Below are 16,615 nucleotides of genomic sequence, written 5' to 3'. Positions count from 1 at the left end.
AAAAGCACCGCCTAAAGGTGCTTTTGGCTCTTCTTTCACTTTTTGGATCTCCTTGTACTGGCCTCGAAATCCTACCTATATTCTTCTTTCTCAGCCCACATTTTGATATTCACTCGGTTTACAGCTATAACCTGACTTGATAGGTTACTCCCAATGCAGCCAGATGCTTAATCTATAAGTGTTTATCGGCTCAACCTGATATTGAATTTGGAAAGATCATGGAAGAAAGAAGCAAAGCTTATCTTGATAGCTACCTCAACACATTACCAGCAGACGTTGCTTCGCAATACACCTCTTTTAGTGCCGACTATTACTGTGCTGATGAATACAACGCCAACCTCTGCGCCCAGTTAATTCTCAAGGGTGAAAAACAAGCGTCTTGCAGCCTTGAATATTGGTACAGCCATGAAGGCGAGACGAGACCAGTAGTTGGTCACTTGCAAGTCGTCACTGACTGGGATGGCAAGCCAGTTTGCATTGTAGAGATCACTTCAGTCTCACAGTGCAAATATAACGAAGTGACGGCGGAGTTTGCTGCTGCCGAAGGCGAGGGTGACAAAACACTCGAATGGTGGAAAGAAGCTCACTGGAACTTCTTCTCTCGTGAATGTGAAGAGCTCAAGATCTCACCAAGTGAAGACATGTTACTTATGTTGGAGCGTTTCAAAGTGGTTTATCAATAAAGGGTATTTTGTGTTTAGAAGATCGTGCTCCATAAACAGTAACAAGGTTGTCCATAATGAGCCTAACCGTCCGAGAAGTTTTTATAGGCTCGCTTAAACATTAGATAATTCATCGTATGCAGGAGGCAAGATGACAAAGCTAATCGAATTAACAGAAATAGTCTTATTCGACTGGGGCAATACGCTGATGGTCGATTTCCCAGACGCACAAGGGAAGATGTGTGACTGGGAAACCGTACAAGAAGTGAGTGGTGCTCGTGCATTACTGGGGGAGTTGTCGAAAACTCATCAAGTTTATGTTGCCACCAATGCTGGTGATTCCAGTAAAGACGACATCATTCGAGCCTTTGAGCGCGTTCGCCTATCTCAATATATCTTGGGTTACTTTTGTAAGGCGAGCATTGGCTTTTCTAAGTTCGAGCCGGGGTTCTATCCTGCCATTATTTCTAAGCTCGGTGTTGCACCACAAGACATCACCATGGTTGGCGACACCTTAGAAAAAGACATTTACCCAGCACTTGAAGCGGGTTTGCAAGCGGTGTGGTTGAACACGGAAGGAGTTGATCTTAAGTCAGAGCATCCGAATATCGTACAAGTTCAAAACCTAAGCGAACTGTTGGAGAAACGCGATTAACTCTCTGATATTAAGTTCAGATAAAGCGCTTGTCCGTTTTGACGTAAACCTCTCATCTCTTTGCTGTTTAATCCTCTAAGCTAACTCTAGTTTCCACTATGAGGGCTAGGTTATGAGTATCGAATGTCACGGAATATCGGTTGGAATTGAACGTGTTAGCGGTGAAACCATCGTTGTGTTCAAAGCGAAAGGCAAACTCACACACGATGACTATCAAGCAATGATGCCAATTCTAAATACCACGCTAGAAGAACTCGATTCATCTAAACTCAAGATGCTGGTCGATATCTCAACCTTAACAGGATGGGAGTTACGTGCAGCTTGGGATGATTTTAAACTGGGATTAGAGCTCAATTCTAAGATAGACAAGATTGCTATTTTCGGCGATAAAAGCTGGCAAGAATTCGCTTCAAAAGTAGGGAGCTGGTTTGTGTCCGGTGAGATTAAGTCATTCGAAGACCATGACTCTGCGCTTAAGTGGCTAGTCGATTGATACTATTCGCGGGCAGCTAGAGAGCAGTTCGTAAACATCGCCAATGACAGTTGACGAGAATTGTCTCGAACGCTGTCATTTTTCGTTTTGGTTATGATATTTCCTATTTGATTCAATAGAGTATATTCATTCCAGCGTGTAACATATCCAGGCTTTGTTTGGTCGTGACTAATAGAATAGCGCGGCCAGATTCAGTAATAACGAGAACTAAAACAGAAATAAGGTCTAACGACATGCATAAGGTAATTGATAAGCTGGCTTGGATATTCATCAAAGACGGCAAGTTGTTGATGGTGAGATCAAAAGGCAAAGAACTGTTCTATCTACCGGGTGGTAAGCGTGAAGCTGGCGAAAGTGATGAGCAAGCACTGGTTCGCGAAATCAAAGAAGAGATCTCAGTCGATTTAGTGCCTGATTCCATCAAATACGTCGAGACGTTTACAGGCCAAGCTGATGGCAAAGCGGAAGGCGTATCAGTGCAATTGACTTGTTATCTTGCTGATTATACAGGCGAACTGTCTCCAGATGCTGAAATCGAAGAGCTTAAGTATGTGGATATCAACGACAGAGCGGTATGTTCATTGGCGGCACTGGTTGCGCTTGATTGGTTAGAAGCGAACCAGTATTTGGCTTAAGGTTTTAGCGGCTACTAGCTAATACTGAAGATTGATCTTCAAAAGATCATCGCTTACGAATAGCTTGAAGGGCGGCTGTCTTTCATCAATAGGTCGAGTTTCCTTTGAGCTTTCTTCGTGTTTTGTAAATCCACCACCTCAATCATTTCACACTCATCTCGTACCATCTCATTAATCAGACTTGGATAGTGTCTGCAATCTTCTGGTCGGTCTAAGTAGATGCTGCATGTGTACTTGGCTTGAGCCTTGGTGTCTTTCGTCGGAACTAGCTCCAGAAAAGGGCAGCGAGTTAAACGTTCGCCAGATTCAGGGTCAAACCATATCTCGCTTCCTCGAACATATTCAAAGATGTCTGGGTTGAACAGCTCCCACAAATCGATCTCTTCTTGAGTCGCGGCAAGGTCGCCATCTCCGTATTTGATACAGCATTTTCCGCATTGATTACAATCTTTCATTATCGACTTCATAAGTTGGTGAGCTTTTATCATTTTACCACTGATAGCCGTGGCACGTTGACTTTGTTGTTCATGGTTAAGCCGTTACGGGGAGGGAACTTGGAATAGTGGTACTTAAAATCAATTTATCTATGAACCACCACTCCAATCAAAGATGTAAACAGTGATACAATTTGCGCCTCTCACGTTATTCAAGCAAAGGCATCAAAATGAGAACCGTATACACCACCGAAGGCAACATTAACGCAAAGAAACAAAAAGAGGCTTACCCAAAGCTCGCTTTATGTGACAAGTGCGTTGGTGACTATGTGGTTATCGAGCAAGGTGAACGTACTTATAAGCCATGCGCAAAATGTGGTGCTGACGATTAATGCGCCTTGATAAATACCTATGTAAAAGCACTGAACTAACCAAGCCTGAAGCAATTGAACGCATCCATAATGGCGAGGTGAACGTAAACAGTGAGACGGTCACCGATGAAACGACTCAGGTTCATGAAAGCAACACCATCTTGTTAAATGGCACTCCGCTTAAGTTGCGAGAATTTCGATACCTCCTAATGCACAAGCCTGCGGGTACTATTTGCTCCAATATCGATGAAGTTTATCCCTCGCTGTTCAACTACATTGAGATAGACAAAGCATCAGAACTGCACATAGCAGGGCGCTTAGATGCAGACACAACAGGCTTAGTCTTGATTACCGATGATGGGCGATGGTCATTCAACATCACTCTGCCAACCAAGTCATGTAAGAAAGTGTATCGCGTGACATTGTCACGAGATATCAAAGATGATGTCGCTGACAAGTTCAAAGCGGGCGTTAAATTGCAGGGCGAACAAAATCTGACGCGTCCGGCAGAACTCGAAGTGATTACCAGTAAAGAAGTGCTGTTGACCATTACAGAAGGTAAGTTTCATCAAGTAAAACGAATGTTTGCTGCGGTAGGAAACCGAGTTGTTGGCCTTCACCGTGAACAGATTGGTGATGTTCGTTTAGATGTTGAAGCAGGTCAGTGGCGTTATCTAACTAAAGCCGAAGTCGACTCATTTCAGCAAGGCTATGAATAAGAGCTCGGAATAAACGCCGTAACCACTTAAAGCGTTAAGCGTGTCAGCACCAGAACATCAACACTATAAGGATGTAGGATGGAAAATCTAAAAGTCTCAGAAATTAAGTCTTTCGTACCCGCGAAAGACTTCGATTTATCCAAGCGTTTTTACCAGTCAATCGGCTTCGAAGTGATGTCTGAATTTCACGATATCGCCTATCTACGACACGGCAGTTGCGCCTTCCTTTTGCAAAACTTTTATGAACCTGCGCACTGTCACAATTACATGATGCACTTGCTGGTTGAAGACGTAAAAAGTTGGTATCAACACATCCAAAACTCTAATGTAGTGTCGGAATTTGAAGTTACCGTTTCCGATTGAGCTTGAATTTGTAACAGACTCGCGCGCATCCTCCCAATATCAAAACAATCCTTGGAGTATTTAGAAATGTTGTTTTCTAGTCTGTCTAAACCATAGGTTCATGGCTCCGAGTTATGTTCTGAACTGCTCAATTTCTTAACCGAGCATAAGAGTGATTTCGAAGAAAAGTTAATCCCTGATCTGTCATACATCGATGATATGGCACATGTGGTGAACGGTATCAAAATCAAAGGCGTTCTCCACATCAATGCGAATCAATACCGACTTCAATATTCGTTTGATTGGGAGCTGTTTCTAGGCTGTTCAGATAGAAACGAAACCGGTGTAGAGAATGGAAGTGTTCTATTCACTCTTGAGGACGATAACGTTCTTAATATCAACTTCCCAAACTACGGTTCTCGAGACACTAGCGATGAGCTTTAGTCGGTTTTTCACGCGTGTTATACAGAAGGAACAACAATGATAACTATCGAAAGGCTTGAAGAATCCCATGTGGTGTCAGTTCAGGCCATCCAACTCGCCGATGAACAGGTTAAGTTCGCTGGTACAGCTGCAGAGTTTTTATTAGACGGCAGTGAAACCACGCACTTGCACGTGATTAAGTCTGATAACGAAGTTGTGGGTTTCTTTAAGCTGGATATCGCTTACGCAGAGCACTACGAATTCTGCCCTGAAGGAAGCATTGGCTTGAGAGCTTTTGTGCTTGATAAAAACCAGCAAGGTAAAGGTTTAGGAACTGGCACGGTCAAAGCTTTGTTTCCGTATTTAAAAGCGAATTACTCAGCGTATGAGTCGATTTACTTAACTGTGAATTGCAAAAATCCGGCAGCATTTAACTGTTATAAGAAAGGCGGCTTCGAAGATATCAATCAACAGTATTTAGGTGGCGCAGCAGGCCCGCAATTTATCATGCGCGGTCGAATTGCTTAGTAATAAATTATTGATGAGAAACACCTGCACAGCTGTATGCAGGTTGAGAGTCTTAAAGAACACGAGAAGGAAATTTGATGAAGGTTCAATATCTTGAAGTGGTTACCCCAGAGGTCGATGTCGTTTGTGCAACATACGCTCAGCTCTACAACGTTAAATTCAGTGGTGCAGATGTGAACCTTGGTGGGGCGCGCACTGCAAAGCTATCTAATGGCGGGGTAATTGGCATTCGAGCACCGCTTCGTGAAACTGAAGAACCAACTGTTCGTCATTACACGTTGGTTGAGGATATTCAGTCTGCAGTAACTGCAGCCGAGAAACTAGGCGCCGAAGTTGCGGTGCCGCCAATGGAGTTACCACGTCACGGGATGTGTGCCATTGTCATTCAAGGTGGCGTCGAGCTTGGATTCTGGCAGTTATAAATGATGTATACCTTTTAGATTGTGACGGACGAGATACTACGATTTATGATGCGACACCTAGTGTCTTTACCTGCTTCATGGCATCATTCCACGCAGCTAAAACCCCAACAAGGTATGTTATGAAACAGAATATTTTCCACATTGCACTCGTGGTAAAAGACTACGATGAAGCGCTTGATTTCTATGTAAACAAGCTTAAGTTTGATCTCATCGAAGACACGTATCTACCAGAAGAAGATAAGCGTTGGGTTGTTGTTGCTCCACCAAATTCAACCGGTGTTAGCCTGTTACTTGCTAGAGCTTCCAAGCCAGAGCAACTTGATTTCATCGGCAACCAAGCTGGTGGACGCGTATTCCTATTCTTAAACACCGATGATTTCTGGCGTGATTACGAACGTATGACGTCTTTGGGCATTAACTTTGTCCGAGAGCCCAAAGAGCAAGGCTACGGCACCGTTGCTGTGTTTGAAGATCTTTACGGTAACTTGTGGGATCTGCTTCAGTTAAACCCTGAACACCCTATGGCTAACAGGTAGATAAGCTTAGCCCACAACCATCGGGTGTTGCGTATTACAAAATGTCGGTTCATTGGGAGTAACGCTTTTCTTTCGTTAGGTTAACCCTCCGCACCGCTAAATCATCAACTTAAGTTAAGGAAGCTCATCGTGGAAGAAATCAAAGGCATTCTGCAATTCATGGTCGAGATTGAACAATTAAAGGATGTTCATCGACAGACAAAACCGGTTGGATTGGATCGACATGAAAACTCCGCTGAGCACAGTTGGCACGTCTGTTTGAGCGCACTCATGTTGAAAGACTATGCCAACGAAGAAATCGATATTACGCGAGTAATGAAGATGCTGCTGATTCATGATCTTGGGGAAATCGATGCCGGAGACACCATCATTTATGCCAGTGAAACCGCAGAAAACAAGCTCAAAGAGAGAAACTGCGTTGAGCGCTTGCTGAAATCATTACCGAGCCATTCAAGAAGCGAGTATTTGGATTTATGGCTTGAGTTCGAAGCAGGTGAGTCACCAGAAGCCAGATTTGGTAAGGCGATCGATAGAGTGCCGCCTTTGCTTCATAACATCCATGGTGGTGGTCACAGCTGGAAGAAGCACAACATATCCAAAGACAAAGTACTGACCTTCAATGGCGAGCGTATTTCTAAAGGCAGTCGTGCCTTATGGAAAGAGCTAGAAGTGCAGCTTGAAGGTGCTGCGGACAAAGGGCTATTAAAGTAAAAGTTAATTTCGTACCTAAGCGTAACAATAGCTTTAGCTGTTCAATGAGGGAAATCTCGATGGCAACTGATTCAAGATGCATGGCACTTACCTTGTGTCTCATTTCTTTCAAATAAAGATCTAGTGGACAACAATAAGTTCGAGAACCGAGTGATAAGTTGTTAGTATGCATCAACTTTATAAATATTGGTTGGCTTATATAAATGCTTGATAATAAGTATATTAAACATCCTTATCACTGCGAACAGTGTAACGCACTTACCCCGCACCTTGCTGTTAACGCTTCCGATGCTGAATCTAAAGCGGACACTGAATCTGAAAAGAAACAATGGAAGCTAGGCGTGTTGATGGAGTACCTGATGACGTTATTGTTTAAAGGTGACCATAATGTTCCCGGTTTTTATGTCGACAGTGATTACGAATACCAGTGTGAAAAGTGTGGGACTAAGTCGTGGCACTGATTGGGGATGAAAATTTGATTCAACCTTAATTTTTTGAGCTCTAACCCCGAAATCAACTCGCTTAAAGAACTCGTTTGCTTTAAGAATTAGTGAGTTTCAGTCAGGCGTATTATTCCAATTTTGTTATGGAGGACAAACGAGTGATATACCCAAAAGCTTTAAATATTGGTGACAAAATCGGATTTTTCTCACCGTCATCGCCCGCAACGGTCTTTGCACCTAATCGATTTGCTCGTGCTAAACGTTATTTGGAAAAGCAGGGCTTCATTCTAGTTGAAGGTTTGTTAACTGGAGAGTCAGAAGGGTATCGTTCTGGTTCCATTCAAGCGCGAGCCGAAGAACTCAATCAGCTCATTCGAGATCCTGACGTGCGCTGCATTATGTCGACCATTGGTGGTAACAACAGTAACTCACTGTTGTCATACATCGATTATGATGCCCTTAGAGACGACCCTAAGATCATCGTCGGCTATTCAGATGCCACAGCATTACTGTTAGGCATCTACGCCAAAACTGGATTGGTGACTTTTTATGGCCCTGCACTTGTTGCGTCATTTGGTGAGTTCCCGCCATTAGTCGACGAAACCTTCCAATCGTTTACTGACATCTTATGCTCGGATTCAAGCCAACATCAGTACACGATGCCTGAGAGTTGGACGGACATTAAACACGATTGGGAAACTCAAGACTCTGCAAAGCCAGTTTACAATAACGAATGGCACTTCATGGGAAGAGGTCAAGTAAGCGGTCGCGTGATTGGCGGCAACCTGAGTACGATGGCCGGGATTTGGGGCAGCGAATACATGCCAGAAATTCAGTCTGGCGATATTCTGCTTATTGAAGATTCACTAAAAGGCATTGAAGCGGTCGAGCGTTCATTCGCGCACTTATTGGCTTGCGGAGTATTCGATAAAGTAGGCGCTATTGTACTCGGCAAACATGAGTTGTTTGATGACAAAGGGACAGGGCGAACACCACTCGATGTACTTCTTGAAGTGCTGAACGGTAAAAATGTCCCGATCCTGTATGGCTTCGACAGTTGTCACACCCATCCCATGCTAGTCACGCCACTAGGTGTGCAAGGCACTATTGATTTTGATGACCAAACATTCAAGCTTCAAAGCCAATGGTTAGCGTCGAGTTAACCTAAACTGATGATAATAAGACGCATTAGAAAAGTGATCCTCTCTGCAAACTGAGAATCGAATCGCGTCTATACTGACATGGGTTACGTCGCTGATTTTAGAAGTGGCGCTATGAATGTAAGTTTGATTAGGTTAAATCTCTGAGGTGACGATGAAAAAATTACTACCACTATGCGCCATTTTACTCTCTGCATCATTTTTAGCTGCGGCTTCTGATGGTTTGATTAAATACCAAAGTAATTACTCAGTGAAAGAGACCGCTGACCGCTTTGAAGAACTCGCTATAAGCAAAGGTTTGACGTTGTTTGCGCGAATTGACCATCAGAAAAACGCGAGTAAGGTCGATCTTGAATTGAGACCAACGGAAGTCATCATCTTTGGTAACCCGAAAGTAGGGACACCATTAATGCAATGTGCTCAAGAAGTCGCGATAGATTTACCGCAGAAGGTGTTAGTCACTGAAGATTCAAATAAGAAAGTATGGTTGTCTTACAACGATCCTAATTACTTGGTAGAGCGTCACGCGATCAATGGCTGTGACGAGGTCGTTAAGAAAGTATCGGGTGTACTAAGCAAGCTATCAGAAGCGACAGTGGCGAAAAAGAAAGCGAAATAACCAAGACCAATTAGCACTCATTAAGACTATTAATGGGTGCGACTTGACGAGGATATAGCTTCCCAATCAACGTTTGGCTGCATTGACAACTAAGCAACAATATATAAAAGTAGTTTTATGAAACTGAATTTGGCGCCATCTAACCAACGAATTATCATCATTCCATAAGAATGGTGGGATTGTTGATGCGCTTTGTTTATCGAACCCACCCGTAAGGTGGGTTTTTTGTCGCTGTCTTATGGGTTTTATCTGAATAGAGGAAGTCATATGAAAAAGATCGCGGTTTTTGGTAAGCCTGGGAGTGGAAAGTCCACAGTCAGCAAGGCGTTAGCACTAGCTACAGGGATAGAGCTTCACCAGTTGGACTCTATTGTTTACAAGGCCAACGGAGAGTTTGTTGAACGTGAAGTATTTGAGGAGGCTCATGAGAGCATACTTAAGTCAGAAAGCTGGATCATCGATGGTTTTGGCCCTCTAGGCTCGTTCAACACACGTTTAGATGCAGCTGATACCTTGGTTTATATCGACATTCCTTATTCAACTAGCTACTGGTTTGTAACCAAGAGAATGCTCAAAGGTTTATTTGTTAAACCTGAAGGCTGGCCTGCTGGAAGCTCAGTGATAAAAGGCACGATACAAAGCTATAAGACACTACAACTGTGTCCTAAATTTTGGAATGACGACTTTAGAGCGCAGTTAGAATTGCGCGCTAAAGAGAAAGAGGTTTACATCATCAGAAGCGTGACTGAATTGAATAACTTTGTTCACCAACACTTCACTTAACAGTCGAGAGTTTACTTTTCTTTAAAACGCTCTTACTTACTCATAACTTCATGAAAATATTTAGATTTAACTCTACGTGTGGCATATTTGCCATATGTTTAGTTTGTGCTTTGAGTTAAGGAGATAGATATTATGTATGGAAGTGAGAAGACGAGAGCGTTCTGTAGTAACTGTAAGGAACTGACACTGCACAAGTACACTATGTTCAGTAACCAAGCCGAAAAAGCGCCACAACATGAAAAGAAGCCAGGGTTGCTTGGAATGATTTTATCGTCGCTAGCTTCAAGTGGCGGAAACGGTGACTATAAATGTACAAAGTGTGGAACCAATTTACGTACACCGGACAACCTTGATTAGCCTTTAACCTACTTAATACTTCAACATTCTTCTTCTTTAATTATCCGTTTTCATTTGATAATAATTCAAATTGTACCGTGTTTTTCATTGAATGAACTTCTAGTAGCCTATGCGAATAGTTAATTATTGGGCATTCAAATGACACAGTATCAGTTCCAACAAGGGCATATTCGTCCACCTTCAGAAGCGGATAGCTTATTGATTCGCACCACCCAAGGTTGTCCTTGGAACAAATGTAAATTCTGTACGCTGTTTGAGGGGATGGAGTTTGCAATTCGTCCCGTTGAAGAGATTAAGAAAGACATTTGGGCTGCGAAAGCATTCTATAAGAACCGTAAATTTGAGACCTGTTTTCTGCAAGACGGTGATTCATTCACTATGGATACCGAAGACTTGCTGGATGTGTTGAATACACTCAAACAAGCCTTCCCAGAGTTAAAGCAGATCAGCTCTTATGGACGAGCGCAAAGCATGACTAAGAAGTCGCCTGAAGAGATGAAAGCCATCTGTGATGCAGGGCTCAACATGCTTTATTGCGGTATGGAATCGGGTTCTATTGATGTTCTCAAATTGATGAAAAAAGGCATTACTCCGAAATCTATTTTGAAATCGACCGAATACGCGAAGCAAGCGGGTATGAAGATGATGACCTTCATTATCCTTGGCTTGGGTGGTAAAGAATATTCGGCGCAGCATGTTGAAGAAACGGCGGCCTTACTTAACCAAATCAACCCAGATGAAATACGCATTCTGTCGCTTGCTGTGAAGCCTGGAACCGAATTGGATGAACTGGTGCAGAATGGAGAGTTCACGCCACTTAGCGAACGTGAAATGCTTGAAGAACAATATCAATTGATCAGTAAACTAAACCGCGTGACGGGCAACTATGGTAACTATCACGGTATTAATTTGTTGATGGAACTGAACGGACAGCTGCCACAGGATAAAGCGAAGTTCTTAGCGACAATAGACCGTTTCAATATGATGAGTGAGAATGACCAGAATAACTTTATCTTGGGACGTCGCATTCATTACTACGCCGCATTGAAAGACATGGATAACCAACTTATGTACGATTCTGTACAAAGAGAGCTTAATCGCATTCAAAAGCAAAATCCCGATGAACTCGACAATGTGTTTTACCAACTCCGTCAACGCATGATCTAGCAGCAAGGACTAATAACATGAATAACCTCGTTAACTGGCAAATCAGAAATGAAAATCCGGAACATCGGTCTTTGGAAAACGGCGTGCTGACGATGCAAGTGCAAGAGGGCAATATCTTTGGTGCGGGTTCAGCTGATGTTGATAATATCTTCGTTCATCCAGTATCTAGCTCGGATTACAGCACAGAAGTGACGGTTCAATTAGATCCAAACCTCGCATTTGAACAAGCTGGGTTAGGTATTTACTGGGATAACGACAACTACATTAAAGTGAGCAAAGAGATGTTCATGGGCGAGCGTTCATTGGTGTTCGTTGTAGAACAAAATGGTCAGCCACAGATCAAGGAACGTCTGTTGTTTAGTGAATCTAGTGTGTCGGTAAAGCTCGTCAAACAAGGCGGAAAAGTCAGCGCTCATTTCCGCCCGTTAGAAAAACAACAATGGCAGGAAGTGATCACGTTTGATTCGTTAGTAGGCAGTGAACAGGGTGTGATGCTTTATACGTTCAGTGGCAGTAAGGCGACGCCTAATTTCGCCAAATTTAGTGGCTTCAGTTTGTCTGACGCCTAATAATTTGTCTTACGCTGAATAAGCTTGCTTAGCGTATAAAAAAACGGACCGATATTGCTACCGGTCCGTTTTTAAATTCTTCAAGTCAAAGCGCTTATGCACAACACTTCTTGTATTTTTTACCGCTGCCGCAAGAACACGGATCGTTACGGTTAGGGGTCTTTTCAAACGTCATCGTTTTTGGCTTGTTCAGTAGAGTATCAAGCTCGATGGTGTTCTCTTCTTTGTCTGCGTCGACTGTAACAGTAACGAAGATAGTATTTTCAGCGGCTAGTGCTTCAACTTCTGCTTTGCGCGCTTCAGTTTGAACCATTACAGCGATTGGAGATTCTTCAGTACCCGCTTTTACATCGCGGTTTACGTTGTAGCCAGCAAGAACGTGGTTCTGTCTTGTTTCGATACGGCCTTTGAAAAATAGTTTCGACATTGGGTACTCATTAAAAATGTTGAATGGCGCTATTTTTAATGGCGATAGCGCAATGGAGCGGGGATTATACGCATATATTGCAATTGATAAAGCAGTGATGTGAGCAAACGCAGTTTGGTTTTTACTTGCTAGTAACGGTTTGCGCTCTAGCTTTGTTCGGGTTGGATTAATTTTCAAATTCAAGACAATAAGGTTTCCCTCAACAGGGCTTCAAGTGATAAATTGAAATCGTCAATTTAAACAACGAGATACACCATGAAGTTAGATGCCATCCTGTGGGATTACGATGGAACCTTAGTCAATTCCGTTCCAAAGAATATCGCAATCACAAAAGACATTATCTCTTTAGTCGCACCACACTTGTCAGGCGACAACTTACCTAAATATTTGCTTAGCGAAGCGCTTTATCATGAAGCCAACCACGGGGCTAAAAACTGGCAAGCCTTATATGTCGACTATTACGGCTTATCCCATGACGAAATGTTGATCGCTGGTGGAATGTGGGCAGAGCATCAAGAGAAAAACCAAACAGCCGTTGCCTTGTTTGAAGGAATGGAAACCGTGGTTAATCAGTTTGCTCATCTTCCTCATGGGATCTGCTCTCAAAACTCTCAATTGAATATTCGTGGTGTGCTCGACAGTTATGGCATCGGCGATTTGTTTAAATCGGTCGTGGGCTATGACGATGTCTCGAACGGTAACCAAAAACCCCATCCATTTGGTGGTGTGAAATGTGTCGAGAACATATTTGGCGCCGATCCGACTAACGAGCTTTGTTTGATGTACATCGGTGACCATGAAGCGGACACACAGTTTGCTCGCAATATTGAAGCCGCTCTGGGTAACAATGCAAAAGTGATTGCCGTAGCCGCAGGTTATAGCCGATCGGAGCCTGAAAATTGGCAAACCAAGCCCGATTACATTGCTAACAGTGTCGATGATCTTTTAACGATCATTAGCAAGTACGCATAACGAAGCAGACATTTAAAAATCACCACACGTAAATAACTTTAAGGAAGAATAATGACACCAAAACAAGTGGTATTGGGATTTTGGGATGCAATGCGCAGTAATGATTTTGCAAAGGCAGGTGAATGGCTAACCGCAGATTTTGAAGGCTATTGGCCGCAGTCGTCTGAATTGACGTTAGGGCGCGACAACTTCACTGCAATCAATACTGAATACCCAGCCAATGGTGTTTGGGAATTCACGCTCAATTCGATTGTCTGTGAAGGTGATACGGTAGTCACGGACGTTTCGGTCACTGACAGTGTGTTGAAAGGCCGAGTGATCACCTTTCACACGGTGGTTGACGGTTTAATTCAAAAGCAAACTGAGTTTTGGCCAGACCCATTCGAAGCGCCGGCTTGGCGATCGCAGTGGGTTCAGGTTGTATCGAAAAATTAGTTTGTATCGATACGATCAGTTTGTAACGAAAACCCAGGTTATAACAAACAAGTGCATTAGGAGGTTTCATTGAGCAAGGTAGTGATTGTAACAGGCGGGAGCCGAGGTATTGGCGCAGCGACGTCTAAATTATTGGCCAGTAAAGGCTATGCCGTATGCGTTAACTTTATACACAATGAGTCGCGAGCTGAAGATCTAGTGAACGAGATTCGCGAACAAGGCGGAACCGCGATAAGCGTGCGGGCGGATGTGTCTGTTGAATCGGATGTGAAATCTTTGTTTGAGATTGCTCGTAACAAGCTAGGCCCAGTGACTCATTTGGTCAATAATGCCGGGATCTTGTTTACCCAGTCACCATTGGTTGATATTGAATTGGATCGCTTTGAAAAGGTGATGAAGTCCAACGTATCAAGCTGCTTTCTGTGCAGTAAAGCCTTTATCAAACAAGCTGATGGCGCGGGTTCGATTGTGAATGTATCGTCTGCCGCTTCTCGCACAGGTGCACCGTTTGAGTATGTGGATTACGCAGCATCCAAAGGTGCGATGGATTCACTCACCAAAGGCTTATCGCTTGAATTGGCTTCACGCAATATCCGAGTGAATGGTGTAAGGCCAGGTTGTATCTACACTGAAATGCACGCAGACGGCGGAGAGCCTGATCGCGTAGACAGACTAGCTTCGCAGTTACCATTACAACGAGGTGGCACGCCAGAAGAGGTCGCTAACTCTATCGCGTGGTTACTGTCAGACGAAGCTTCTTATGTAACCGGCTCATTTATTGATATTGCGGGCGGTCGATAGGGCACGTTGGCCTTTACACTCAGATAAACCAGTTAAAACCATAAACACGCAACAAAAGTACCTAACTAAAAGAACGAAACTAAGAGTACAAACATGAAAAATTATTTTGAAAGTCCGTTTGTCGGAAAGTCACTCAAAGAACAAGTGACCAACCCAAACATCATCGTGGGCGAGCACAGCTATTACTCGGGTTACTACCATAACCACAGCTTTGATGACTGTGCGCGTTACCTATTACCGGATAGAACCGACATCGATAAGCTGATCATTGGCAGCTACTGCTCGATTGGTTCTGGCGCCGTGTTTATGATGGCGGGCAACCAAGGCCACCAAAACCAGTGGGTGAGTACCTTCCCGTTTTTCTATCAAGACGATGAGAAGTTTGAAGGTGCGATAGACGGCTTTGAACGCTCTGGTGATACCGTGATTGGTAACGATGTGTGGATTGGTACAGAAGCCATGATCATGAGTGGTGTTAAGGTTGGTGACGGAGCCATCATCGCAAGTCGAGCGGTTGTGACTAAAGATGTCGCGCCATACTCGATTGTCGGTTCAAACCCAGCACGCCATATCCGTTATCGTTTCAATGAGACTGAAATCGCTCAGTTGCTAGAAATGAAATGGTGGGAATGGAGCGAAGAACAAATCAAAGGCGCAATGTCGCTAATGTGTTCTTCAGACATTGGTGGTTTGTACCATTATTGGAAAGGATTCTTGAAGCCTTAAATTGTCGTTCACAGATGAAATGTGAATGGTGAGAACGAGATTAAATTTAACAAATTACTCAATAATCTGATTATGGCAATGCGATCGTGATACGAGTAACTTATTGATTATATGCATATTGCATAGTATGGCGTGTCGCATTAGCGTGGTGGATGAATTGGAGGGGTATTATGATTAGTTGCAACGATTACGATTATATTGAAATTGTGTGTATGCACCGATACCCAATCAAGTTAACGCTGAAGTCTGGCGAGCAGATTGAATGTGTCGGGTTAGATACCCAGCGCAATGACAGCCGTGAAGAGTGCATTAAAGTCAGTACTCAAGGCGAGCAACAACTTGTCGTATTAACTCAAATAGCGACATTGGATGTCTGTGTCGACAACCCTCACTTTCAGCATGTTTCATTCAAAACGTCATAGGCTTTCAAATGAATAGAACCGTAGAACAATGCTATTGCACCGCGTGCCGAGAAGAGACACAACATGTTGTTGTGTTGGTCAGAAAGACGAGTGCGTTTGCAGACAAACCTAACCAAAAGCGAAGTGAGTTTTGGGCAGGCATGATAAAAGGTTGGTTCCTTGGCCCATTTATCGCATCTATGGACGAATTTTCTCGTCATATAGTGTGTGAGAAGTGTGGTCACAAAGAGATTGAAGATTAGGTATCGATTCAATATGCTCAAACCATCGTTGGCTTAGGGATAAAACGAATGAAAGTAGAAACGATTGAAGCCGTAAAGGCGTATGGGTTTTCAGTAAGAACCACTAATCAGGATGAGGTTGACCCAACTAAAGCGAAGATAGGTCAATTGTGGCAGGGCTTTTTTGATCAGGCTTTTCCCAAACTGACGCCGGATTCAAAAGTGTACGGTGTCTACACTAATTACGAGTCTGATTTTACGGGTGAGTTTGATGTTATCGCGTGTGCTAATGCGTTAACGGATCAAGACTTAAATAATCTTATTGAAACCAAGATTGAAGCAGGCAAATATCTGACGTTTTCTGCTGAAGGTGAACTTCCTCAAGCGGTCATCGATTTATGGGGAGAGGTGTGGGCGTACTTCAACGCAGCGGATTGCCCACATGTGAGAACTTACACAACAGACTTTGAATTTTACAAAGGTGAAACTGAAGTCGAGATTTCGATAGCGATTCAATAAGCTTTGGGTTGTCGTTAGTGATAGTCAAATTTAGTCATTAGCAAAAGAGCCGCTCTATACGAG

At 43.3% G+C, this 16,615-nt stretch carries 27 protein-coding genes and 1 pseudogene; 26 read left to right on the top strand and 2 right to left on the bottom strand.

Annotated elements, in window-relative coordinates:
* The first annotated feature begins 218 nt into the window (after positions 1–218).
* The 4 genes from AB4512_RS16030 (at position 219) to AB4512_RS16015 (ending at position 2,445) form a co-directional block, all read left to right on the top strand.
* Complete coding sequence (locus tag AB4512_RS16030) at positions 219–683, top strand: ASCH domain-containing protein (protein ID WP_017059207.1); 465 nt, start codon at positions 219–221, stop codon at positions 681–683.
* 130 nt (positions 684–813) lie between these two features.
* On the top strand, positions 814–1,317 hold the full coding sequence (locus AB4512_RS16025; protein ID WP_372175173.1) for an HAD family hydrolase: 504 nt from the start codon (positions 814–816) through the stop codon (positions 1,315–1,317).
* 112 nt (positions 1,318–1,429) lie between these two features.
* The gene (locus AB4512_RS16020; RefSeq protein WP_137002089.1) at positions 1,430–1,810 is read left to right on the top strand and encodes an STAS/SEC14 domain-containing protein; all 381 of its coding nucleotides are present in this window, start codon (positions 1,430–1,432) and stop codon (positions 1,808–1,810) included.
* Between the two features lie 233 nt (positions 1,811–2,043).
* On the top strand, positions 2,044–2,445 hold the full coding sequence (locus AB4512_RS16015) for an NUDIX domain-containing protein (protein ID WP_017070706.1): 402 nt from the start codon (positions 2,044–2,046) through the stop codon (positions 2,443–2,445).
* 53 nt (positions 2,446–2,498) lie between these two features.
* Here AB4512_RS16015 and AB4512_RS16010 read toward each other — a convergent pair whose 3' ends face one another.
* Complete coding sequence (locus AB4512_RS16010; RefSeq protein ID WP_102428720.1) at positions 2,499–2,900, bottom strand: YkgJ family cysteine cluster protein; 402 nt, start codon at positions 2,898–2,900, stop codon at positions 2,499–2,501.
* Positions 2,901–3,109: 209 nt separating this feature from the next.
* Between AB4512_RS16010 and AB4512_RS16005 the strand changes: the two genes are divergently transcribed.
* The 15 genes and pseudogenes from AB4512_RS16005 (at position 3,110) to AB4512_RS15935 (ending at position 12,029) form a co-directional block, all read left to right on the top strand.
* Entirely contained in the window at positions 3,110–3,271 is a 162-nt protein-coding gene (locus AB4512_RS16005; protein WP_017059212.1) for a hypothetical protein, read from the top strand.
* The gene (locus AB4512_RS16000; protein WP_372175172.1) at positions 3,271–3,969 is read left to right on the top strand and encodes a pseudouridine synthase; all 699 of its coding nucleotides are present in this window, start codon (positions 3,271–3,273) and stop codon (positions 3,967–3,969) included. The genes AB4512_RS16005 and AB4512_RS16000 overlap by 1 nt, the downstream gene beginning before the upstream one ends.
* A gap of 78 nt (positions 3,970–4,047) precedes the next feature.
* Positions 4,048–4,329 (top strand): annotated as a pseudogene (locus tag AB4512_RS15995) (glyoxalase); the annotation flags it as partial.
* Positions 4,330–4,455: 126 nt separating this feature from the next.
* Positions 4,456–4,755 carry a hypothetical protein gene (locus AB4512_RS15990; RefSeq protein WP_240698158.1) on the top strand — a complete coding sequence of 100 codons (300 nt, stop codon included), beginning with the start codon at positions 4,456–4,458 and terminating at the stop codon, positions 4,753–4,755.
* A 36-nt stretch (positions 4,756–4,791) separates the two neighbouring features.
* The gene (locus tag AB4512_RS15985) at positions 4,792–5,262 is read left to right on the top strand and encodes a GNAT family N-acetyltransferase (RefSeq protein WP_372098661.1); all 471 of its coding nucleotides are present in this window, start codon (positions 4,792–4,794) and stop codon (positions 5,260–5,262) included.
* Between the two features lie 77 nt (positions 5,263–5,339).
* Positions 5,340–5,684: a VOC family protein gene (locus AB4512_RS15980; protein WP_017061800.1), complete on the top strand. Its 345-nt coding sequence runs from the start codon at positions 5,340–5,342 to the stop codon at positions 5,682–5,684.
* 119 nt (positions 5,685–5,803) lie between these two features.
* Positions 5,804–6,220, top strand: coding sequence for a VOC family protein (locus AB4512_RS15975; protein ID WP_372175171.1), 417 nt, complete (start codon positions 5,804–5,806; stop codon positions 6,218–6,220).
* Positions 6,221–6,349: 129 nt separating this feature from the next.
* Positions 6,350–6,931 carry an HD domain-containing protein gene (locus AB4512_RS15970; RefSeq protein WP_372175170.1) on the top strand — a complete coding sequence of 194 codons (582 nt, stop codon included), beginning with the start codon at positions 6,350–6,352 and terminating at the stop codon, positions 6,929–6,931.
* Between the two features lie 203 nt (positions 6,932–7,134).
* Positions 7,135–7,392 (top strand): hypothetical protein, encoded by a 258-nt coding sequence (locus tag AB4512_RS15965; protein WP_102393703.1) that lies wholly within the window; start codon positions 7,135–7,137, stop codon positions 7,390–7,392.
* A 140-nt stretch (positions 7,393–7,532) separates the two neighbouring features.
* Complete coding sequence (locus AB4512_RS15960; protein WP_017061804.1) at positions 7,533–8,537, top strand: S66 peptidase family protein; 1,005 nt, start codon at positions 7,533–7,535, stop codon at positions 8,535–8,537.
* A gap of 151 nt (positions 8,538–8,688) precedes the next feature.
* Complete coding sequence (locus tag AB4512_RS15955) at positions 8,689–9,153, top strand: DUF302 domain-containing protein (RefSeq protein WP_017061805.1); 465 nt, start codon at positions 8,689–8,691, stop codon at positions 9,151–9,153.
* A gap of 267 nt (positions 9,154–9,420) precedes the next feature.
* Positions 9,421–9,936 carry an adenylate kinase gene (locus AB4512_RS15950; RefSeq protein WP_136978486.1) on the top strand — a complete coding sequence of 172 codons (516 nt, stop codon included), beginning with the start codon at positions 9,421–9,423 and terminating at the stop codon, positions 9,934–9,936.
* A gap of 132 nt (positions 9,937–10,068) precedes the next feature.
* A complete protein-coding gene (locus AB4512_RS15945; RefSeq protein WP_017061807.1) occupies positions 10,069–10,293 on the top strand; it encodes a hypothetical protein in 225 nt (74 codons plus the stop codon).
* A gap of 138 nt (positions 10,294–10,431) precedes the next feature.
* Positions 10,432–11,460: a radical SAM protein gene (locus AB4512_RS15940; protein ID WP_017061808.1), complete on the top strand. Its 1,029-nt coding sequence runs from the start codon at positions 10,432–10,434 to the stop codon at positions 11,458–11,460.
* A gap of 17 nt (positions 11,461–11,477) precedes the next feature.
* The gene (locus AB4512_RS15935; protein WP_017061809.1) at positions 11,478–12,029 is read left to right on the top strand and encodes a DUF1349 domain-containing protein; all 552 of its coding nucleotides are present in this window, start codon (positions 11,478–11,480) and stop codon (positions 12,027–12,029) included.
* Positions 12,030–12,123: 94 nt separating this feature from the next.
* Here AB4512_RS15935 and AB4512_RS15930 read toward each other — a convergent pair whose 3' ends face one another.
* On the bottom strand, positions 12,124–12,456 hold the full coding sequence (locus AB4512_RS15930) for a PBPRA1643 family SWIM/SEC-C metal-binding motif protein (protein WP_017068336.1): 333 nt from the start codon (positions 12,454–12,456) through the stop codon (positions 12,124–12,126).
* Between the two features lie 255 nt (positions 12,457–12,711).
* Between AB4512_RS15930 and AB4512_RS15925 the strand changes: the two genes are divergently transcribed.
* From AB4512_RS15925 to AB4512_RS15895, 7 genes are all read left to right on the top strand, one after another.
* The gene (locus tag AB4512_RS15925) at positions 12,712–13,428 is read left to right on the top strand and encodes an HAD family hydrolase (RefSeq protein WP_372175169.1); all 717 of its coding nucleotides are present in this window, start codon (positions 12,712–12,714) and stop codon (positions 13,426–13,428) included.
* A 51-nt stretch (positions 13,429–13,479) separates the two neighbouring features.
* Positions 13,480–13,863, top strand: a complete 384-nt coding sequence (locus AB4512_RS15920; protein ID WP_102319781.1) for a nuclear transport factor 2 family protein — start codon at positions 13,480–13,482, stop codon at positions 13,861–13,863.
* A gap of 69 nt (positions 13,864–13,932) precedes the next feature.
* Complete coding sequence (locus tag AB4512_RS15915) at positions 13,933–14,664, top strand: glucose 1-dehydrogenase (protein WP_004733853.1); 732 nt, start codon at positions 13,933–13,935, stop codon at positions 14,662–14,664.
* 93 nt (positions 14,665–14,757) lie between these two features.
* Positions 14,758–15,390: a type B chloramphenicol O-acetyltransferase gene (gene catB / locus AB4512_RS15910; RefSeq protein ID WP_017063920.1), complete on the top strand. Its 633-nt coding sequence runs from the start codon at positions 14,758–14,760 to the stop codon at positions 15,388–15,390.
* Between the two features lie 170 nt (positions 15,391–15,560).
* The gene (locus tag AB4512_RS15905; RefSeq protein ID WP_017068339.1) at positions 15,561–15,812 is read left to right on the top strand and encodes a Rho-binding antiterminator; all 252 of its coding nucleotides are present in this window, start codon (positions 15,561–15,563) and stop codon (positions 15,810–15,812) included.
* 8 nt (positions 15,813–15,820) lie between these two features.
* On the top strand, positions 15,821–16,054 hold the full coding sequence (locus AB4512_RS15900) for a hypothetical protein (protein WP_372175168.1): 234 nt from the start codon (positions 15,821–15,823) through the stop codon (positions 16,052–16,054).
* 48 nt (positions 16,055–16,102) lie between these two features.
* A complete protein-coding gene (locus tag AB4512_RS15895) occupies positions 16,103–16,552 on the top strand; it encodes a GyrI-like domain-containing protein (protein WP_102398034.1) in 450 nt (149 codons plus the stop codon).
* Positions 16,553–16,615 lie beyond the last annotated feature (63 nt).

This window comes from Vibrio sp. 10N.222.52.B7, assembly GCF_041474275.1.
Classification (GTDB): Bacteria; Pseudomonadota; Gammaproteobacteria; order Enterobacterales; family Vibrionaceae; genus Vibrio; species Vibrio crassostreae_C.
This window is presented reverse-complemented; position numbering and strand designations above follow the sequence as displayed.

Coding starts and splice junctions, on each gene's coding strand:
- AB4512_RS16030 (WP_017059207.1), top strand. CDS start 219: ATGGAAGAAAGAAGCAAAGCTTATCTTGATAGCTACCTCAACACATTA.
- AB4512_RS16025 (WP_372175173.1), top strand. CDS start 814: ATGACAAAGCTAATCGAATTAACAGAAATAGTCTTATTCGACTGGGGC.
- AB4512_RS16020 (WP_137002089.1), top strand. CDS start 1,430: ATGAGTATCGAATGTCACGGAATATCGGTTGGAATTGAACGTGTTAGC.
- AB4512_RS16015 (WP_017070706.1), top strand. CDS start 2,044: ATGCATAAGGTAATTGATAAGCTGGCTTGGATATTCATCAAAGACGGC.
- AB4512_RS16010 (WP_102428720.1), bottom strand. CDS start 2,900: ATGAAAGATTGTAATCAATGCGGAAAATGCTGTATCAAATACGGAGAT.
- AB4512_RS16005 (WP_017059212.1), top strand. CDS start 3,110: ATGAGAACCGTATACACCACCGAAGGCAACATTAACGCAAAGAAACAA.
- AB4512_RS16000 (WP_372175172.1), top strand. CDS start 3,271: ATGCGCCTTGATAAATACCTATGTAAAAGCACTGAACTAACCAAGCCT.
- AB4512_RS15985 (WP_372098661.1), top strand. CDS start 4,792: ATGATAACTATCGAAAGGCTTGAAGAATCCCATGTGGTGTCAGTTCAG.
- AB4512_RS15980 (WP_017061800.1), top strand. CDS start 5,340: ATGAAGGTTCAATATCTTGAAGTGGTTACCCCAGAGGTCGATGTCGTT.
- AB4512_RS15975 (WP_372175171.1), top strand. CDS start 5,804: ATGAAACAGAATATTTTCCACATTGCACTCGTGGTAAAAGACTACGAT.
- AB4512_RS15965 (WP_102393703.1), top strand. CDS start 7,135: ATGCTTGATAATAAGTATATTAAACATCCTTATCACTGCGAACAGTGT.
- AB4512_RS15955 (WP_017061805.1), top strand. CDS start 8,689: ATGAAAAAATTACTACCACTATGCGCCATTTTACTCTCTGCATCATTT.
- AB4512_RS15950 (WP_136978486.1), top strand. CDS start 9,421: ATGAAAAAGATCGCGGTTTTTGGTAAGCCTGGGAGTGGAAAGTCCACA.
- AB4512_RS15945 (WP_017061807.1), top strand. CDS start 10,069: ATGTATGGAAGTGAGAAGACGAGAGCGTTCTGTAGTAACTGTAAGGAA.
- AB4512_RS15940 (WP_017061808.1), top strand. CDS start 10,432: ATGACACAGTATCAGTTCCAACAAGGGCATATTCGTCCACCTTCAGAA.
- AB4512_RS15935 (WP_017061809.1), top strand. CDS start 11,478: ATGAATAACCTCGTTAACTGGCAAATCAGAAATGAAAATCCGGAACAT.
- AB4512_RS15930 (WP_017068336.1), bottom strand. CDS start 12,456: ATGTCGAAACTATTTTTCAAAGGCCGTATCGAAACAAGACAGAACCAC.
- AB4512_RS15925 (WP_372175169.1), top strand. CDS start 12,712: ATGAAGTTAGATGCCATCCTGTGGGATTACGATGGAACCTTAGTCAAT.
- AB4512_RS15920 (WP_102319781.1), top strand. CDS start 13,480: ATGACACCAAAACAAGTGGTATTGGGATTTTGGGATGCAATGCGCAGT.
- catB (WP_017063920.1), top strand. CDS start 14,758: ATGAAAAATTATTTTGAAAGTCCGTTTGTCGGAAAGTCACTCAAAGAA.
- AB4512_RS15905 (WP_017068339.1), top strand. CDS start 15,561: ATGATTAGTTGCAACGATTACGATTATATTGAAATTGTGTGTATGCAC.
- AB4512_RS15900 (WP_372175168.1), top strand. CDS start 15,821: ATGAATAGAACCGTAGAACAATGCTATTGCACCGCGTGCCGAGAAGAG.
- AB4512_RS15895 (WP_102398034.1), top strand. CDS start 16,103: ATGAAAGTAGAAACGATTGAAGCCGTAAAGGCGTATGGGTTTTCAGTA.